Origin of the sequence: Mesoflavibacter sp. CH_XMU1422-2 (assembly GCF_037029245.1) — a bacterium.
In the GTDB taxonomy this organism is placed as follows: Bacteria; Bacteroidota; Bacteroidia; order Flavobacteriales; family Flavobacteriaceae; genus Mesoflavibacter; species Mesoflavibacter zeaxanthinifaciens.
In genome coordinates this window covers 23,330-41,864 of sequence record NZ_JAYMEE010000033.1, presented here as the reverse complement: position 1 = coordinate 41,864, position 18,535 = coordinate 23,330, and the positions used below count along the sequence as shown (strand labels likewise).

20 protein-coding genes and 1 pseudogene are annotated in these 18,535 nt (G+C 33.2%); 16 read left to right on the top strand and 5 right to left on the bottom strand.

What is annotated here, in order from left to right; all coding sequences use genetic code 11:
• Nucleotides 1-100: 100 nt before the first annotated feature.
• The 5 genes from WA340_RS04075 to WA340_RS04055 form a co-directional block, all read right to left on the bottom strand.
• Nucleotides 101-562, bottom strand: a complete 462-nt coding sequence (locus WA340_RS04075; protein WP_336127412.1) for a hypothetical protein — start codon at nucleotides 560-562, stop codon at nucleotides 101-103.
• 2 nt (nucleotides 563-564) lie between these two features.
• Nucleotides 565-1,329 carry a hypothetical protein gene (locus tag WA340_RS04070; protein WP_336127411.1) on the bottom strand — a complete coding sequence of 255 codons (765 nt, stop codon included), beginning with the start codon at nucleotides 1,327-1,329 and terminating at the stop codon, nucleotides 565-567.
• Nucleotides 1,330-1,501: 172 nt separating this feature from the next.
• Entirely contained in the window at nucleotides 1,502-1,804 is a 303-nt protein-coding gene (locus WA340_RS04065; RefSeq protein ID WP_336127410.1) for a type II toxin-antitoxin system RelE/ParE family toxin, read from the bottom strand.
• Nucleotides 1,788-2,021, bottom strand: coding sequence for a hypothetical protein (locus WA340_RS04060; RefSeq protein ID WP_336127409.1), 234 nt, complete (start codon nucleotides 2,019-2,021; stop codon nucleotides 1,788-1,790). The genes WA340_RS04065 and WA340_RS04060 overlap by 17 nt, the downstream gene beginning before the upstream one ends.
• A 176-nt stretch (nucleotides 2,022-2,197) precedes the next feature.
• Complete coding sequence (locus WA340_RS04055) at nucleotides 2,198-2,662, bottom strand: hypothetical protein (protein ID WP_336127408.1); 465 nt, start codon at nucleotides 2,660-2,662, stop codon at nucleotides 2,198-2,200.
• A gap of 276 nt (nucleotides 2,663-2,938) precedes the next feature.
• Between WA340_RS04055 and WA340_RS04050 the strand changes: the two genes are divergently transcribed.
• The 16 genes and pseudogenes from WA340_RS04050 (at nucleotide 2,939) to WA340_RS03975 (ending at nucleotide 18,524) form a co-directional block, all read left to right on the top strand.
• Nucleotides 2,939-4,051: a site-specific integrase gene (locus WA340_RS04050; protein ID WP_336127406.1), complete on the top strand. Its 1,113-nt coding sequence runs from the start codon at nucleotides 2,939-2,941 to the stop codon at nucleotides 4,049-4,051.
• On the top strand, nucleotides 4,044-5,048 hold the full coding sequence (locus WA340_RS04045) for a DUF6617 family protein (RefSeq protein WP_336127404.1): 1,005 nt from the start codon (nucleotides 4,044-4,046) through the stop codon (nucleotides 5,046-5,048). The genes WA340_RS04050 and WA340_RS04045 overlap by 8 nt, the downstream gene beginning before the upstream one ends.
• A gap of 210 nt (nucleotides 5,049-5,258) precedes the next feature.
• Nucleotides 5,259-5,561, top strand: coding sequence for a helix-turn-helix domain-containing protein (locus WA340_RS04040; RefSeq protein WP_336127402.1), 303 nt, complete (start codon nucleotides 5,259-5,261; stop codon nucleotides 5,559-5,561).
• Nucleotides 5,558-5,854: a helix-turn-helix domain-containing protein gene (locus WA340_RS04035; RefSeq protein ID WP_336127400.1), complete on the top strand. Its 297-nt coding sequence runs from the start codon at nucleotides 5,558-5,560 to the stop codon at nucleotides 5,852-5,854. Before WA340_RS04040 ends, WA340_RS04035 begins: the two co-directional genes overlap by 4 nt.
• Nucleotides 5,841-6,749 carry a BT4734/BF3469 family protein gene (locus tag WA340_RS04030; protein ID WP_336127398.1) on the top strand — a complete coding sequence of 303 codons (909 nt, stop codon included), beginning with the start codon at nucleotides 5,841-5,843 and terminating at the stop codon, nucleotides 6,747-6,749. Before WA340_RS04035 ends, WA340_RS04030 begins: the two co-directional genes overlap by 14 nt.
• Nucleotides 6,746-8,482: a DUF3987 domain-containing protein gene (locus tag WA340_RS04025; RefSeq protein ID WP_336127396.1), complete on the top strand. Its 1,737-nt coding sequence runs from the start codon at nucleotides 6,746-6,748 to the stop codon at nucleotides 8,480-8,482. The genes WA340_RS04030 and WA340_RS04025 overlap by 4 nt, the downstream gene beginning before the upstream one ends.
• A gap of 36 nt (nucleotides 8,483-8,518) precedes the next feature.
• Nucleotides 8,519-8,953, top strand: coding sequence for a hypothetical protein (locus tag WA340_RS04020; RefSeq protein ID WP_336127395.1), 435 nt, complete (start codon nucleotides 8,519-8,521; stop codon nucleotides 8,951-8,953).
• 78 nt (nucleotides 8,954-9,031) lie between these two features.
• On the top strand, nucleotides 9,032-10,216 hold the full coding sequence (locus WA340_RS04015) for a TolC family protein (protein WP_336127393.1): 1,185 nt from the start codon (nucleotides 9,032-9,034) through the stop codon (nucleotides 10,214-10,216).
• A 20-nt stretch (nucleotides 10,217-10,236) separates the two neighbouring features.
• On the top strand, nucleotides 10,237-10,530 hold the full coding sequence (locus WA340_RS04010; protein WP_129760609.1) for a hypothetical protein: 294 nt from the start codon (nucleotides 10,237-10,239) through the stop codon (nucleotides 10,528-10,530).
• An 11-nt stretch (nucleotides 10,531-10,541) separates the two neighbouring features.
• Complete coding sequence (locus WA340_RS04005) at nucleotides 10,542-12,047, top strand: efflux RND transporter periplasmic adaptor subunit (protein ID WP_336127391.1); 1,506 nt, start codon at nucleotides 10,542-10,544, stop codon at nucleotides 12,045-12,047.
• Between the two features lie 11 nt (nucleotides 12,048-12,058).
• Nucleotides 12,059-15,142 carry an efflux RND transporter permease subunit gene (locus WA340_RS04000; protein WP_129760611.1) on the top strand — a complete coding sequence of 1,028 codons (3,084 nt, stop codon included), beginning with the start codon at nucleotides 12,059-12,061 and terminating at the stop codon, nucleotides 15,140-15,142.
• A gap of 687 nt (nucleotides 15,143-15,829) precedes the next feature.
• The gene (locus WA340_RS03995) at nucleotides 15,830-16,240 is read left to right on the top strand and encodes a DoxX family protein (protein WP_129760613.1); all 411 of its coding nucleotides are present in this window, start codon (nucleotides 15,830-15,832) and stop codon (nucleotides 16,238-16,240) included.
• On the top strand, nucleotides 16,237-16,659 hold the full coding sequence (locus WA340_RS03990) for a sulfur reduction protein DsrE (protein ID WP_129760614.1): 423 nt from the start codon (nucleotides 16,237-16,239) through the stop codon (nucleotides 16,657-16,659). Before WA340_RS03995 ends, WA340_RS03990 begins: the two co-directional genes overlap by 4 nt.
• 6 nt (nucleotides 16,660-16,665) lie before the next feature.
• On the top strand, nucleotides 16,666-17,682 hold the full coding sequence (locus tag WA340_RS03985) for a TQO small subunit DoxD (protein WP_129760615.1): 1,017 nt from the start codon (nucleotides 16,666-16,668) through the stop codon (nucleotides 17,680-17,682).
• A gap of 53 nt (nucleotides 17,683-17,735) precedes the next feature.
• A pseudogene (locus WA340_RS03980) lies at nucleotides 17,736-18,050 on the top strand (efflux RND transporter permease subunit); the annotation flags it as partial.
• 156 nt (nucleotides 18,051-18,206) lie between these two features.
• Nucleotides 18,207-18,524: a helix-turn-helix domain-containing protein gene (locus WA340_RS03975; RefSeq protein WP_336127387.1), complete on the top strand. Its 318-nt coding sequence runs from the start codon at nucleotides 18,207-18,209 to the stop codon at nucleotides 18,522-18,524.
• Nucleotides 18,525-18,535 lie beyond the last annotated feature (11 nt).

Sequence of the window (18,535 nt, the reverse complement as noted above, 5' to 3'; positions counted from 1 at the left end):
CTTTGCAAGTACACACCAAACTGAAAATCCGCGAGGATTTTCAGAAGTAGGCGAGAACAAGCAATTACTTATAGCCATTGTTGTAAGTAGTGTTTTTTTATTAAATACTCAAAATAAAGTCTAACATTTTGGCTCTACCAACGTTGGTATGTGAAGCACTATATAAAACTTTCATATCTGAATCTCTAACAATAATAGTTGTGTTTCTGTCATCGTGGTCAGCCGAACGATTCCAAAAAAAGTATAAAGTGTCACTATTCATTTTGGTTTTACCCTTTTTGTAATCTTTCTTTTCAACGATAAAAATTGATTGTTTTAAAGCATTTCGAATATCCTTTTCATTTGCCTTTTTTGCCCAACCCTCTACACTTAAAACAATTTTTTTGTATTTGGTCAAATCAGTTTTCAAAGGAATATTTATTGTTGAAGATTCAGGTTTCAATTCCAAATCTCTTTGTTTGGTAATATTCACATTTGTTTTTACTGCTTGTCCTTGAACTTGTTGAGAATAAGATTTAAAGCAAAAGGTAAGAAACAATGAGGCGATGATAATTTTTTTCATATTTATTTTGTTTTAATAGTATCTGTTTTTTTAGTTGATTGTTTTTTCAAGTTATTTTTGAGTTCAGAATTTTCTTTTCCTAATATAATTATTTTGTCCTCTAAATTTTGATTCAAATTTTCGATGTTGTTTAACTTTTCTCGTAATTCAAATTCGTTATCCATATTTGATTTTTCTTGGATTAGTGTTCCAAAATAAAAAGCAAAACCAATAATTGCGAAAATTGAACCAAAAAGTGCAACAACTTGTCCAATAGGAAGGTTTTTTAAAAGTCCGAAAAGTTTATTTATAGTGATTTCTGACAATTGTACTGTATTTTCTTTGAGGTTTATTACTTCTTTGTTTTTGTCATTTAGTTCTGATAGAATTTGGTTTCTATCTTCTAAAATTACGTTAGCACTCGAAATGGCTTCTGAAAGTTGGTTTTTTAATCCTCGGTTTTGATTTTCAAAGTATTTCTCATTTTCTTCGTGTTGAATATTTTGAATTTCGGAATACTCTTTGATTTGTTCTATATATGATTCTAAATATTGATTTGCTTGTTTTTTCCCTTTTTCACGTACTTCATATTTCATATCAGAAAATGGCGTGTCAAAGTTAATTTGACTTATTTGTAGCCATTTTGTATCAAAGCCATCAAATATTTCTCTTAAATCATTTTCCGTTTTTCCTTTCCAGACTTTAGGTTCAAAGTCAAACGCTCCGATTTCAGATTTTCTTTTTTTTAAAATTTCAATTGCTTTATCTGTAGGTATTTTTAATTGCATATAGAAATTATCTTGGTTTGGTCAACATTACTTACAACGTGTTTGTGTATGATTTCGTTGCGTGTTTAAGCAACTAATTTAGCAAATACAAACCGAATAGAAAATCCGCGAGGATTTTCCAAGTAGGCAACGACCAAAGCAATTAATTATACACGGTGTTATGCAACGGTTTTTATAGCTTTTTCTTATTCGGATTCTTTCTGTTTGAAAACAAAGAAACAATCTCAATGGAATTTTTATTAATTCGGTAATAAAGATTATTGTGTTTTTCGACAACAGCTTTTCGAATATTTTTTTTCTCGAATGATACTGGGAAAATTTCGGGTGATTTTGAAATCAGTTCTATTGTATGGTCTAATTTTGCAGAGAATGTTCTTAATTCTCTTTCAGTCCATTTGTTCTCAAGATATTCAATAGTTTTTTTAAGTTCAGATATTGCGTGGTCAGTCCACAGAATTTTATAACCACTTTTCATAGATTCCTTTCACGTTTGAGTGAGAAGTCAATTTTCCATTATCAGCATCTTGAATTCCTTTTTCGATAGACTCTTTTTCTCTTGCAGAAATTTCATTCCACCAATCGTTCTTCTCTTTCTCTCTTAATTTCATAAGTTTGTCAATCAGAGATGTGTCATTCAAAGTTGATAACCATTGAATTAATTCTATTTTTTTATTTTCTAAACTTAAATCCATAATATCAAATTTACAAATTTAATCTAAACATTCAATTTTTGAACGTGATTTTAACTGTTGCATAACGTGTTTGTGTATGGTTAGTTGCGTGTTTCAGCAACTAATTTAGTAAACAAAAACGAACGCGAGAAAATTCCGAAGGAATTTTCCAAATAGGCAACGACCAAAGCAATTAATTATACACGTTGTTGTAAGTAGTTTTTTCTTTCCGTTACTAATTCAGTTAATTTATTCAGTTTTATTTGGTCAATTTTTTTCCAATCAGCTTTGTCAAATTCCAACGTATTGAACTTTTTTAAACTCCGATACATTGGCAAAATCACAGACTCAAAATCTCCAGCCAGTTTATAAATCAGATTTCGGTTTTCTGTTATTCCTCCACTTTTTGAAATATTCAGCTCAATATCTTTTCCGCTTTGTTTTAGTTCAAAGAAACAACATTCAGGTTCCAGATTCCAGCATATTTCCGTTTCGATTCCGTTTACTGCTAAAATCAGAGATTCGCAAAGTTTATCAGTCGGGTTTTCAGGAATATTTGACGCATTAAATTCCAATTCAAAATCCGTAGATTTTAATTCAATCGGAAGCCATCCATTTGTCGGATTTCCTAAATTCAGTTCTATTTTTCTTGTTTTGGTCAAATTACTTACAACGGTTTTGGCTATGGTTTCGTTACGGAAAAATGGGCGACCATTTTTCCGACGTTGACCGAAAGATAGCAAAAATGAATGGAATTTCCGAGTAGGAAATTCATTATCTTTCTTTTATTTGTTATACACCTATTAATCATTGTTTTATGGAGTTTTTGGTATTCTTTTTTGTTGTCAAACAACCCTTTTTTGCTTATATTTGTTGCCGTATTGTTGCCCATTTAACAGTAATACAACACATCGTTTAACACAGTAAATATAAGGAAAATGAAAGTTACTTTACGCCAACGTAGAAAAGGGAAACGAATTAGTTTATATCTTGATTATTACGAAAACGGTAATCGTAAGTACGAGTACTTGAAATTGTATTTAACACCAGAACCTGATAAAGGTTCCTTAACCAAAGCACAGAAATTAGAGAATAAGAAAATCTTACAACTTGCTGAAAGCATCAGAGCTAAAAGGCATCTAGAAATTCAAAATAATATCTATGGCTTTGAGAATAAGGAAAAGAAACAAGGTAATTTCTTTGTGTATTTAGAGCAATGGATTGAAAGACGTTCAGAAAGCAAGGGGAATTTAGCGGTATGGAATAGTACTTTAAAACACTTAAAAGCTTATTATCCTAGCGGTATTTCTTTTGAAAGAATTGATGAAGAATGGGTTGAAGGTTTTAAAGAGTATTTAGATAAAAAGGCACTTTCCAGAAGTAAACGAGAATTAAGCCAAAATACTAAATCTGCATATTTTAAAAAGTTATTGGCAGTATTACGTCAAGCGGTTAAAGAAAAGGTAATACAATACAATCCTGCAATTCATGTTGAAAACTTCAAAGAAGAAGATACACATATGGAATTTTTAACTTTAGAAGAAGTTAGAAAGCTTTTTAGTACAGATAGCAAACACCCACAATTAAAAAATGCGTTTCTTTTCTCTTGCCTTACAGGTTTGCGTTGGTCGGATATTACAAAGCTACAATGGTCAGAAATCCAATATTCAGAAAGTTACGGGAATTTTATTAGATTTAAGCAAAAGAAAACTAAAGGAGCTGAAACCTTGCCAATTTCTGAACAAGCATTTGAATTGTTAGGAGAAAAAGGCGAACCTACTCAAAAAGTTTTCGAGAATATAAATAATGTTCAGAGAAACTATGACCTATTAAAAGATTGGGTTGGAGATGCAGAAATTAAGAAGAATATCACGTTCCATTGTGCGCGACATTCATTTGCTACATTGCAGCTAACTTTAGGTACTGATATTTATACAGTATCAAAAATGTTAGGTCATAAGAACTTAAAAACAACTCAAATTTACGCTAAAGTAATTGACGACAAAAAGAAACAAGCAGCTTACAGAATAAACCTTAACCCAAATGGCTAAAGACCTATTTATCGACTTACTGTATGTGGAAAAGGTTACTGATGATAAAAGAACCGAAAACCAATTTAAAGAGCTTTTAAAAGGCTTTAAAAAGCAATACCTCAATACAACGCCTAATTATGAAATCGACTTTAAAAAAGCATATTCAAACAAGCGTAAATATTACTTTAAACTAATTGAAAATGATTATATCAAAAAGTTTAATGCTATTAATGACACCCTTGAAGCAAATTCAACATCTGGTCATTTGTCTTTTCTCTATGACAAAGAATTTAACCGAATTACAAATTATTTAACCCAGATTAGCAATTACATTTCTGAAAATGATCTTGATGAAAGTTTGTATTTAAAGCCTATTAATAATGACAAATCAGATGAAGCCTATATCATTTCATTTTTAAAAGCTAATGCGATGATGCTTTTTATGGTACTTCAAGACCGATTTTCAGATTTAAGTGATACAGAAATTTATACTATCGAAGAACTACACGAAGTATTTTTTAATGAAGAACCACCTCAAGAGTTAATTGTAAAATCCTATTCTGGTGCAGAAATAAAAACGGTCAGGAAAAAAGTAAAACAAAGTTCAATTTTCAACGCTATACAAGGTGATTTTAGAGAGGAAAACAATGATGTCTTATCCTATAACGAACTTATTAATAAGATTAAACAAAGAGAATTTGCAAAATTAGAGGAGCTGTTAAATGAAAAAGGCATTATAGATGATGAATATAACTTCATAAAGGATAGAGGTAATAAAATCTTACTTGCAGCTTTTATGGTTAAGTTAACAGAAACTAAATATTTTAATGAAAGAATATTTTTTGAAAGTAAACCATCTAAAAAAATTGAGCCTAAACACATTTATAAATTCTTTGCTTATCGATATGGACCAAGTAGTAATGCAGGTAAAGAATACCGTAGATTTTTAGGTACTGAAAAAAGAGCCTATCAAAAATTAGTTGATGCTAATTTTTGGCTTGACCAAATCAAATAAATCTTCATTTTTATAAAGTGGTATTTTCTCTACTAAATACCAAATAGATAATACCAAAAACAATATAACTTATTGTTTTACAATGGTTTAATAATACCATTTTTTCTCTTTTCTATTATACCAAACACCTTTTTCCATATTTGCTATGTCCTTGACAATCAAGGATGACTTTTGCGCAGAAGTCCATTTTTAAATTAAAATTATAAAAAGATGGACGTTAAAATTATAGAACGTTTAGAAAGCATCGAAAAGTTGTTATTAGAACAACAAACGTTGCAAAAGCAAGTATTGAACTTCAATGAAACTTGCAAGTATTTAGAACTATCACAATCGCACTTGTATAAACTTACAAGTACGGGAGCCATTCCACACTATAAACCGAATGGCAAAAAAATCTATTTCCAACGTCAGGAGTTAGACCAATGGTTATTGCGTAACCGTATGGATTCCCTAGATGAAATCGAACAGCAAGCTGCCGATTACCTAATCAAAAAAGGAAAGGTAAAGTTATGACTGAAATAATCGATTTACTCTTGGCACTCTCACAAGAGATTAAGGATTTAAAAGCACGTATCGAATTAATAAGAGCATCGAGAGCAGAATGCTTAAAAGATACGTGGATTGACAATCAGGACGTAATGCAAACGCTACATATTAGCCAACGGACTTTGCAAACGTTCCGTACAAATGGTACGATTCCATATAGTAAGGTACAAGGTAAATTTTATAACAAGGTATCAGATATAGAGGAACTATTACAGAGCAATTATTACAACCCAAATTTCAAATGCGATGGAAATAAGTAAAGAAACCATCTTAAAGAAAACGCATTACGGGTTAAATATCTATGCGTATGTATTAAGGCAGTATTATCCCAAATCAACAGTCCTTTCCTTAAAAGGAAGGGACTGCTGGGTAACCCGTAACCCTTTCAACGGTGGTAAATCAACATTACAAATTAATGTTGTCGATAATAGAGCGGTACATTATGATACAGAACTAATCGATTTTAAAGGTGATGTTTTTGATTTCGCATCCTATCATTTTAAACTCATAGATGAAGAAGAATTGTTACTAAAAATTAACAAAGAACTACATCTAAATCTTGAAGTAAAGCAAGAAGATGAATTATCCTGGTTAGATAAACCCGATGATACTTGGTATGCTTACAGCAGTTTTTATAAAGCACCAATTAGAAATGTTTTTCCAACCGAAAAAGTAAGGTTATATCAAATATTTGAGCGTATTACAAGCGATAAGTATAAAAGTATCACAGAGCAATTTAGAGCGATTAAAGACCCAAAAGAAGCACGAAAATTTAAAGCAAATCATTTTGATTATGTAACATTTTCAGGCGTGTTTTCTAAACGAAATGATGCTAGCTTAATTGAGCATTCATCATTATTGACAATCGATTTTGACCATTTACAAAATCTTGAAGAACTAAAACAACAATTATTGAACGATGAATATTTTGATACCGAATTGTTGTTTACATCACCTTCAGGAGAAGGCTTAAAATGGATAATTAGAATCGATGTATCTAAAGTGTCACACAATGAATATTTTATTGCGGTGGCCAATTACATTAAGCAAACATATAACATTGAGGTAGACCAATCGGGTAAAGACATTTCCAGAGCGTGTTTTTTATCCCACGATCCATTGGCATACCTACATAAAAGACATCAAAAGCTATGACAAAAATATTCAACCCGAAAGATTGGTTAGCTGTTCCAGAGCAAAAAGAAGTACCTAAAAAACCAATCAACAACAAACCGACAACGGTTGTTGCAAATGATATTGAAACATATATCAACGCTTTAGAACAATCAGGTATCGATATTACTGATACTTACGATAAATGGCGTGATATTGGTTTTGCTATTTCAGAGGAATACGGTGAAGCTGGACGTGATTACTACCATAGAATTAGCAGAAATTATTCAGGTTACGACCATAAAGAATGCGACGAACAGTATAATAAATGCTCACAAGCAAAAGGACACGGTATAAGCATAGCAACCTTATACCACCATTTGCATCAAGTTGGTATTAAACCAAAACAGCAACAACAAGTTGTTGAAGTATCGCAACATCCAGAGGAAGAAAAACAACCATTGCCAACAATACCAACAACAGTTTACAACAACATCCCAACATTTTTGCAACAAGTAGTAAAACCATCAAGCAGTAATGAAGAACGTGATATTTTGTTGTTGGGTGCATTAACTGCATTTAGTGCCTGTTTTCCTAAATTGTTTGGTGTGTACGACCAACGGAAAGTGTTTAGCAACTTGTATTTATTTGTTACTGCACCTGCTTCAGCAGGAAAAGGGAGATTAAACCAAATTAAAAATTTGGTAAATCCTGTTCACAAAGAAAAGCGCGAACAATCCAAAACCCTAAAACAACAGCATCAAGTTGAAATGGCTACTTATAATATGAATAAGGGCAAAAGTGAAACTATGGAAAAACCGAGTAAACCACCTGAAAGAATGCTGTTTATTCCGGCTAACAATAGTGTAACAGGTGTTTATCAATTAATATCGGATAATGAAGGTAGAGGGTTAATTTTTGAAACCGAAGGAGAAACTTTAGCACAAGCTTTTAAAAGTGATTACGGTAATTATTCCGATGGTTTTCGTAAAGCATTCCACCACGAAACCATTAGTTACTATCGTAGAACGGACAGAGAGTATGTAGATATTGAAAGACCTTGTTTGTCAACGGTGTTGTCTGGTACACCAAAGCAGATTCAGGCATTGGTTCCAAGTGCTGAAAATGGCTTGTTTAGTCGTTTTATGTTTTATTATATGAATATCAAACCTACTTGGAAGAACGTTTTTCAAACTGATACAACCAATGGTTTAGATGAATATTACGACCAATTAGGAAAAGAATTTTTTGGGTTATACAAAACCCTAAAAAACAATCCTGATATTGAAGTAAGGCTAACAACCGAGCAACAACAAAAGTTTAATGTGTTTTTTGAGAAGCTTCAAACCAAATACCTCAATCTTCAACCCGATGACTATATAGCAACTGTTAGACGTTTGGGGTTAATAGCATTTAGAATTATAATGTTGTTTTCTGTATTTCGCATTATGGAAGATGGTGATGTAAACCAAGTAAGATATTGTGAGGATATAGATTTTGAAAATACATTGGAAATGATAAGCGTATTAGTAAAGCACAGTAGTAAGGTTTTTAACGATTTGCCTATTGAACAAAAGCAAGTTAAACGAGCCAATCGAAAAGAACGTTTTTTAGAAGAATTACCTTATCAATTTTCAAGACAAGATTACCTAAATATAGCCGACAAAAACAAGATTCCTCATAAAACAGCAGAAGGCTATATTACTAAATTTGTCGATGCTGGTTTAATACATAGGGAAGCACATAACAATTATTCGAACAGTCAAAAGAATTAATAATACTCTATTTATATTTTATTACTTTTGTACGTGATGCAAAAACACAAAAACATAAAGGCACTATTTTTCTTGGGCATATTCAGTATGTTACTGATGCACCAAGTTGTGCCACATTGGCATCATCAACATCAAGAAGAACATCAACATAGTGCAGTAGCACATTCGCACAATCACGAACATCATCACGAAACCCCTGAAAAAGATAATTCTAAAAAAGGATTTTTTGATTGGTTTGTAGAAATGCACGTGCATATCAATACAACAACAGATGTGTTGGTGTTGAAGGAATCAACAGTAAAGAAAATTACCGTAGAAAAAGAATCGGTAAGAACACTATTTCCTGAAACCGTAAATCTTGCACTTATAGATGTTGATACCTCAAAAGAAAGATGGTATCATCCGCCAGATAAACTTCAAAACACATATTTCCCCAATTGCTCACTTCGGGGACCACCAAGTTTAGGTTAATCAGTTATACAGGGTTTTGTTAGTATAAACAAAAAACACCCTGTAATTCTATTTTGATAAACCTAAAAAAACATCATTATGAACATAAAATTAGTATGCACCATTGGTGTATGCCTGTTCGTTGGTAACATTTATTCTCAAACAAAATCAGTAGATGAATTACTTAACCAAATAGAACAGAACAATACCGAGTTAAAAGCCTATCAATCGTACATCGATGGGCAAAACTTGCAAAATAAAATTGCTAATAATTTACCAGACCCTCAACTTTCGGGATATTATTTGCCATTTGGTGAACACCAAAGTAACGATTATACCGAGTTTGAAATTTCACAGTCTTTTGAGTTTCCAACGGTGTATGCAGCGCGTAGCAAATGGAATAACTTGAAAGCAGAACAGCTACAAGCCCTATTTACTAAAAAGCGACAGGAAGTACTCTTAAAAGCAAAACAAGGGTTAATTAGCCTCTATATACTTCAAAAGCAAAAGACTATTGAAACCAATAGAAAGCAACAAAGCAAGCAGGTTTATGAGCAAATGCAAGAGCTTTTCAATAAAGAGCAAGTTGGCATTTTAGACCTCAATAAAGCCAAAGTAGCTTGGATTCAAGAACAATTTGTAGTAGAACAATTAGAAGCTGAAATTCAGAATCAAATTACGGTATTGCAAACCTTAAATGGTGAGCAATCGCTTGAGTTGGATAATCTGCAATTGGAAATTCCTTTTGAACTGCAAACTATGGAAACACTATGGAGCGACAAATTGGCAAGTGACCCCAAATTATTGGAGTTACAGGCTAATGAAGCGTCAGCACTTCAAAATGTAACACTCGAAAAGAATAAAATTTTGCCCAACCTTGCTTTAGGATATAATTATCAAGGTGTAAATGGCAATAATTATTCTGGTGTTTACGGTGGTTTGTCCATTCCATTATGGAGCAGCAAGAATAAAGTTAAAGCTGCCCAGGCAAATTACGAGTACCAACAATCAAGTTCGCAAGTAACCAAACAACTATTGTATGCCGATTTGCAACAGGAGTATAATCAGTATCAATTATTGTTTGATAAATACACCGAATACCAAAATATCATAGAATCCCTGAACAGCGAAGATTTGCTTTTTAAAGCCTACAATTTAGGGGAATATTCCTTTTTGGAGTACTATATGGAAGTGCAGTTTTATCGGGATGCTACCGACAAAATGCTGCAAATGGAAAAAGAATTACAGCTTTTACAAGCACAATTATTAATACACAAACTTTAACAATTTAAAAATCTAAAACAATGAAATCACAGATTCACGAACACCTTAAAACAAATAAACTCATTGTGAGTAAAACAGTATCAAAATTTTTATTGGCATTAACTGTAATCCTTGCAATAAGTATTACAAGTTGTCGAGACACAAAAAAAGAAGAAACAAACGATGACCACGGACACGAGCATAATGCTGATGGTAGTCATAAGACTGAACACGAAGACGTAAAACAAGAAGAGTTTAACGTGGACAAGGATTCTATGAAATCCGATGAGAAAACACACACTCACGACAACGGAGAAGAACACCACGACCACTAAAAATAAAACAAATGAAAAAGTATGTAATAATTGTGCTTGCCTTTATGGCAATAGCTTGTAAGCAAAATAATGAAGATAATCACGCCCACAATCCAGATGGAAGTCACGTAGGCGAAGAAATACCTCGAGTGGATTATACCATTTGGACAGACCAAACCGAATTGTTCGTTGAATTTCCTGTACTTATTGTTGGGCAACCCAGCAAATTTGCAGCGCATTTTACGGTAATGGACAAACATCAACCTGTGCGTGAAGGTTCGGTTACAGTAAGTTTAATTAAAGGTGACAAAGGCATTCGTGCTACAGCAGAAAGTCCATCATCACCAGGAATATTTTCGCCCATCATTCAACCAAAGGAATCGGGAATACATCAATTGGTATTCGACCTTTCCACACCACAATACACCGATAAAATTATGATTAAAGACCTAATGGTGTATGCTAATATGGAAGAAGCCAATAACGCAATAGACGATGCAGGAGAAGATGGTTCTATATCCTTTTTAAAAGAACAGGCTTGGAAAATAGAGTTTCAAACAGCATCTGTAATGAATGGTGAAATTTACGATGTGATTAAGACATCGGGAGTTTGGCAGCCTGCACAGGGTTCTGTAAAAACAATGGTCGCAACGGCTAATGGAACCGTAAATTTTGCCACAACTAACTTAACGGAAGGAACGGAAGTGAAACAAGGTCAATTGCTTATGAATGTAAGTAGTCAAGGATTGGCAAGCAATAATTTAAGCGCAGAAATAGCTAAAGCCAAAGCGAACTATGACCAAGCCACATCCGAGTATAATAGGAAGAAAGAGCTTTACGAAAGTAAGATTATACCAAAATCAGAATTTGAAAAAGTAGAAAGCAACTATGCTATTGCAAAATCGCAATATCAATCGCTTGCTTCAGGAGTTTCTGGTGGCAGTAAACAAATACGAGCACCTTTTGATGGGTTTATAAGGAGTGTAAATGTTGCCAATGGTGATTATGCAGAACAAGGAACGGTTTTAATAAGTGTTGCAACCGAACAATCTAAAGTGCTTAAATCGCAAATAGCACCTACATATGGGTTGACGATGCAAAACATTAAAAACGTTTGGTATCAAACTGAAATAGGAAATTGGAAAAGCATTTTAGATTCAGAAGGTGAAATTCTGTCCATATCCAAAGATGTGGAACGCGACAGTCCGTTAATTTCGGTATATGCCAAAGTAAACGATGCTATAAACTTGCCAGATGGAAGTCTAACCCAAGTACAAATTGCTATGGGTAATGGAGAACAAGGAACACTTGTACCCGAATCGGCTTTATTGGAAGATTATGGCAACTATTCGGTAATGGTGCAACTTTCTGGAGAAAGTTTTGAAAGACGCCCTATTTCCATAGGAAAACGAAATGGTAAAAACGTAGAGGTGCTTAAAGGTTTACAGGTTGGTGATGTGGTTGTAACCACAGGAGCCTACCAAGTTAAAATGGCATCAATGTCAGGTTCTACACCTGCACACGGACACGAACACTAAAAGCAAAAGTTATGTTGAATAAAATATTAAATATATCACTTCATAACAGATTGCTTATTCTGTTAGGAGCTGTGGTGTTGAGTGTGTTAGGCGTGTATTATGCAAAGACGATGAATGTTGATGTATTCCCAGACTTAACAGCACCAACGGTAACTATTCTTACCGAAGCGCACGGAATGGAATCGGAAGAAGTAGAGAAATTAGTCACCTATCAATTAGAAACAGCCTTAAACGGTTCGCCCAATGTGAGACGAATCCGTTCGTCATCGGCAGCTGGAATTTCCATTGTTTGGGTAGAATTTGAATGGGGAACCGATATTTATCGTGCTCGACAAATTGTAAGTGAACGAATCCCAATGGTTCGGGAAAATTTACCAGAAGGTATCGGAGCACCAACAATGGCACCTATTTCATCGATTATGGGTGAAATAATGCTATTGGGAGTGACTTCGGATAGTTTGTCGCCAATGGAATTACGAACACTTTCCGATTGGACAATTAGACCACGTATAAAAGCGATTGGTGGAATTGCAAATGTGGTGGTCATTGGAGGCGATTACAAACAATACCAAGTATTTGCTAATCCTGAAAAGATGAAACATTACAACGTGAGTCTTTCCGAATTGGTAGAACACGTTAAGGAAGCAAATACAAATGCACCTGGTGGTGTTGTGAATCAATACGGTAATCAATACATCATTAAAGGAAGCGGTAGAGCGTATGCGTTAGAAGATTTACAGGAAGCAGTTTTAAAACAAGTCAACGGACAAACCATCAAAATAAAAGACGTGGCGACTGTGAAAATTGGGGCTTCAGATAAAATTGGTGATGGTTCTTTAAATGCAAATCCAGCGGTGATTTTAACCATTTCAAAACAACCTGATGTTAATACATTGGAATTGACAGACCGCTTGGATGAAGCGATTACCGATTTACAAAAAACTTTACCAAAAGGCGTAAACATTAAAAGTCAAATCTTTAGACAATCCGATTTTATCGATGCCTCTATTAGCAATCTGAATATGACTCTTTTAGAAGGTGCATTTTTTGTAATGATTATCCTGTTCATCTTTTTAATGAATTGGAGAACAACGTTAATATCATTATTGGCAATTCCTATTTCATTGTTGGTGTCTATTATCATTTTAAAATGGTTGGGTTACACAATCAATACAATGAGTTTAGGTGGTATGGCAATTGCTATTGGTGCGTTGGTTGATGATGCGATTATTGATGTCGAAAACGTGTATAAACGCTTACGAGAGAATATCAAAAAACCGAAAGCAGAACGACAATCTACAATTACGGTTGTGCGTGATGCCTCTGTAGAGATTAGAAGTTCAATCATTATCGCAACACTAATTATTATTGTGTCATTTGTTCCACTATTCTTTTTAAGCGGAATGGAAGGTCGGTTATTGCAACCATTAGGTATTGCTTTTGTAACCTCTGTGTTAACATCATTGATAGTCGCAGTTACGGTAACACCAATTTTGTGTTCTTATTTATTGGATAATGAAAAACTACTCAATAAACAAGCGGAAGGAACACGTGTGGAACGCTGGTTACAGAAACATTATGGTAATCTTTTGAAAAGTGCGACTAATATTCCAAAAACCATTATTGGAACTACAGTAATTGCATTTATCATAAGTCTTTTAGTTCTAACACAATTGGGGAGAAGTTTTCTACCAGAATTTAATGAAGGCTCTTTGGTGATAAGCGTGGTTGGTCCACCAGGAATGTCTTTAGAAGAAAGCAACAAAACAGGAAAATTAATAGAAACTATTTTATTGGATTTACCAGAAGTGGAAGTTGTTACCCGAAGACAAGGAAGGGCTGAATTGGATGAACACGCACAAGGTGTAAATGCATCAGAAATAGATGTGCCTTTTGTGCTTGAGGATAAAACCAAAGAAGAATTCTTTGAAGAAGTCCGAAACAAATTGAGCGTTGCACCAGGTGTTAATATAACGTTGGGACAACCCATTGCACACCGTATTGACCATATGCTTTCTGGAACACGTGCCAATATTGCCATAAAGATTTTTGGTTCAGATTTACAACGTTTGTTCGAGGTTGGTAAAAGAGTAGAGCAAAACATCAAAGAAATTGATGGATTGGCAGATGTTGCTGTTGACCAACAAATTGAAGTACCACAAATTCGTATCAAACCTAAACGTCAGATTTTAGCAGCGTATGGAATGACGGTTGGAAATCTAATGGAACAGGTAGATATTGCTTTTGCAGGAGAAGAAGCAGGCGAGATTTACGAAGGTCAACAGTATTTCGATTTGATAGTTCGCTACGAAAAACCGTTTCGTGATGATATTGAAAATATCAAAAACGCCTTAATTAGTTTACCAAATGGTGGACAAACGATATTAGGGGAATTGGCAACTATTCAATCGGTAAGTAGTCCAAATACCATTAATCGTGAAGATGTACAACGTAAAATTGTGGTTGCTGCCAATGTACAAGGCAGGGATTTACGTGGTGCAGTAAACGAAATCAAGGAAGTGGTTGCAAACAATGTGAATATGCCAGAAGGCTATCGTGTGCAATATGGCGGACAGTTTGAAAGCGAATCCAAAGCATCACAATTACTTATGATAACAGCAATCGTTGCGATAGCCATTATTTTCCTTTTACTCTATTATGAATTTAAAGATGTAAAATTGGCATTTGTGGTATTGATTAATTTACCGTTGGCCTTGATTGGTGGTATTTTGATTGTGTATTTCACATCAGGAATCATAAGTATTGCAGCCACAATTGGATTTATTAGTCTTTTCGGAATTGCAACACGTAACGGTATCTTATTAGTATCACGTTATGAAGACTTACGACAAGAAGGAATGAAAGGGTTTCAGTTGATAAAAACAGGAGCTTTAGACCGTTTAAATCCAATTTTAATGACCGCTTTTACAACAGGTTTGGCGTTAATTCCATTGGCTTTAAAAGGTGGTGAACCAGGTAGTGAAATACAAAGTCCAATGGCAGTTGTTATTTTAGGTGGTTTACTATCTGCTACAATATTAAACTTGGTAGTAATTCCTTGTGTTTATCAATTGGTCACAAAAAAGAAAGATTAAACATTAATTTGAGCTGCTTCTTTATGAAGTGGCTCAAATTTTATCAAATTAAATTATACTGAATAGAATCGCCAACATTACATACAAAACAGAAATAAGTAATTAATCATAACAACTCATTTATAAAATAATGGTTTAAGTTCTTGAAATCCGCTACTTTTTATATGTAAGACCATTAGCTTACATTAAGAAAAAAATAACATAATGCTGAAAAAAATGTATCTATCTTCGCAAAGTGAAAGAAAATTTTAAAATAAATAAAATGAACGCAAACTTGTCCATTTTTGGACTTGTGTTGTTATTATTGCTTTCACCTTGTAAGGTTAGGAATTTTATTCAAGCTGAATTAGAAATTCCTCAAACCAAAGTCTTAAATAAGAGTCAGTCTACAGTTTCGCAATCAAATTGCCAGACTTTTGAGTTTTCTGAAACTATTCAGACTATCACAAAACCAAATTTTCAGCAATCTGATTTTCTAATTGCTGAGTATTCTCATATTGATTATACTACCTTTTTACTCAGGTATTCTTTTAATCTTAATACATCAAGAAACCAACAGGTTTCTGATGTTCCTCTCTATATTTTATATCAGAACCTCAAGGTCTATTCGTAATTGATTTTTCTAAATAAGAAAACGTAAAGCAGTTATTATTCCTGCTATATATCAATCAATTACAAATATCGAAAATGAAATTTCAAGAAAAAACACTTGAAGTTAACTACCAATCTGTAGTTATACTTCGCATTATGCTTAGCCTAATTTTTATCATAGCGAGCACCAATCATTTTTTTAATACCGAAAAAACTGTAAGTAGAATAGAAAATTCCTCAATGGGTTTTATTGGGAATATTTTAGGAACACCAGAAATAGCTGTGATTCTATCAGGAATTGTAATGCTAATTGCAGGCATTTCATTACTTATTGGCTTTAAAACAAAAATAGCTTCAATAGTATTGATTGCGGTTTTAATTCCTATTACACTAACAGTGCAAGTGGGACAAATTGCAACTCTAGGCCCACTTTTTAAAAACGTAGCCATACTTGGTGGTCTACTTTTTTTTAGTATTAATTCAAACTTAAAAATTCAAAAACAATGAAAAATATAATCTTATATACAACAACTATGTTCCTTTTACTATTTGGAACATCTCAATTGCAAGCACAAAATAGTAACCCTAAAAAAAATAATTATTTAGTGCTTTCAAAAAACATACAACAACTCAAACCTATTTTGTTAACTGCTAGTAAACTGAAAAAAGAAGATGGAAAAAATTATGGAGAATTTTATGTAGTAATCTGTGGTAAAACAGTGAATAGTATTTCGGGCAATACAGAATTTAATATACTGTTGGAAAAAGCAAAAGTCCAAAATATTAAAGTTTTTGTCTGTGGAATTTCGCTTTCGAAGTTTGATATAAATCCAGAAATTTTACCAGCCAATCTTGCAATAACGCCTAACGGTATTTTATTCGGTTTTCAACTTACTAAAAAAGGGTTTATCACACTTACAATCTAATAAACAATGAAGATAGTAAATATAAAAAATGATGCAGGTCTCTTGACTCTGGCATTAAGATTAGTAGTAGGTTGGACATATTTTTCTGCATTTTGGAGAAGAACTGTTTTAGTAGATAAACTAGACCCTGAAGTGGCTGGATATATTGGTGAAAAGTTTAATGCTTTTTTGCCCAATGCTTTAGGTATAAAACCTATTATTCAATACTTAGTGGAAAATCCTGATGTGCTTTGGATAAATATGGTGGTTTTTACCATTGTTGAAGGTATTGTGGGACTATTTATAATGTTTGGGTTATTTACTCGATTTATGAGTATTGGTGTATTTGGCTTGGCTTTGGGGATTCTTCTTGGTTCAGGTTGGATAGGCACAACCTGCCTAGATGAATGGCAAATAGGTGTATTAGGAATAGCTACAGGCTTTGTTTTGTTTTTAACAGGAAGCGGAAAATATTCTATAGATAATTATTTAATAAAGTACAATTTCACTGTTACTAAAAAGAAATGGTTTAGTTGGTTTGGTTCAGGGCTTTTACCAATAAAAGAAAGTAAATTCCCTAAAGTCGTATTAATGGGGTCTCTATTTATTTTAGGGATAACCTTAATGACCAACCAAATATTTCACGGTGGTTTATGGGGAACACTACAGAATAAATCGGTAAAACCAAAACTAGAAATTACAGATGGTAAAATTGAAAAATCCACCCTTTCATTTGATGTGTTTAGAACAGAAGGAGTTGATGTTTATGGCTCTTGGGTAATAGCAATTGAATTAATGGACGAAAACAATAAAACAGTTGTAAAATATTCGCAAGAAAACCTAGCTCAGTTAAATAAGGAAAATATCAAAAATTATTATGTTGCTAAAATCAGACCCGGTGAACATAGTTTAGTTGTACCATTGGGAGCCAAAGCAAAATTAAATTTAGATAATAATAATTTATTAAACTTAGCAAGTGGAAAATACACTCTTAAAATTACTGACATTAGTGGTGCTTATTGGACACATTCAATTGAAAAATAATAGAGACTAACAATGTATTTAAGCCATAGCGGGAGTAATTCTTCGTCTATGGCTTTTTTATACTTTTCGGTTTAGCTATTCGTAATGGTATCTTATTAGTATCACGTTATAAAGATTTAAGAAAAGAAGGAATGCACGGTTTCCAATTAATTAAAACAGGAGCTTTAGACCGTTTAAACCCAATTTTAATGACCGCTTTTACAACAGGTTTGGCGTTAATTCCTTTGGCTTTAAAAGGTGGCGAACCAGGTAGTGAAATACAAAGCCCAATGGCTGTAGTTATTTTAGGTGGTTTGTTATCTGCTACAATATTAAACTTGGTAGTAATTCCTTGTGTGTATCAATTGGTCACAAAAAATACCCATTAAAGGATTTTAAGGAAATACAGGATTTAAGGAAGCCTCTCTTATTAGGGAGGTTTTTTTTATTCATATCCTCATATCCTTAACTTCCTCATTTCCTGTTTGTAATTGTTAATATCTTTTTGTTAGTTCTTATTTTCTTTTTCTTGCATTAGACAAATATTGACAAGTCAAGATATCCCCAAAATGACGTTTGGAGAATACATCAGAGAAATACGAGAAGAAAAGCAATTATTATTAAGAGAAGTTGCTTCTCAAATGAATATAGATACCGCATTATTAAGTAAAATTGAACGTGGCACTCGTATAGCTCGTAAAGAACAAGTTGAAGCATTAGCTAAAGCATTAAAGCAAAACAAAAGCGAATTACTTCAATATTGGTTAGCAGATAAAATTGTCTTTATGTTAAAAGAAGAAAAAAACATTACGGAAATCCTCAAAATTGTAGAACAAAAAATTAATAGATTGAGCAAGAAGTAGAATTAATAAAC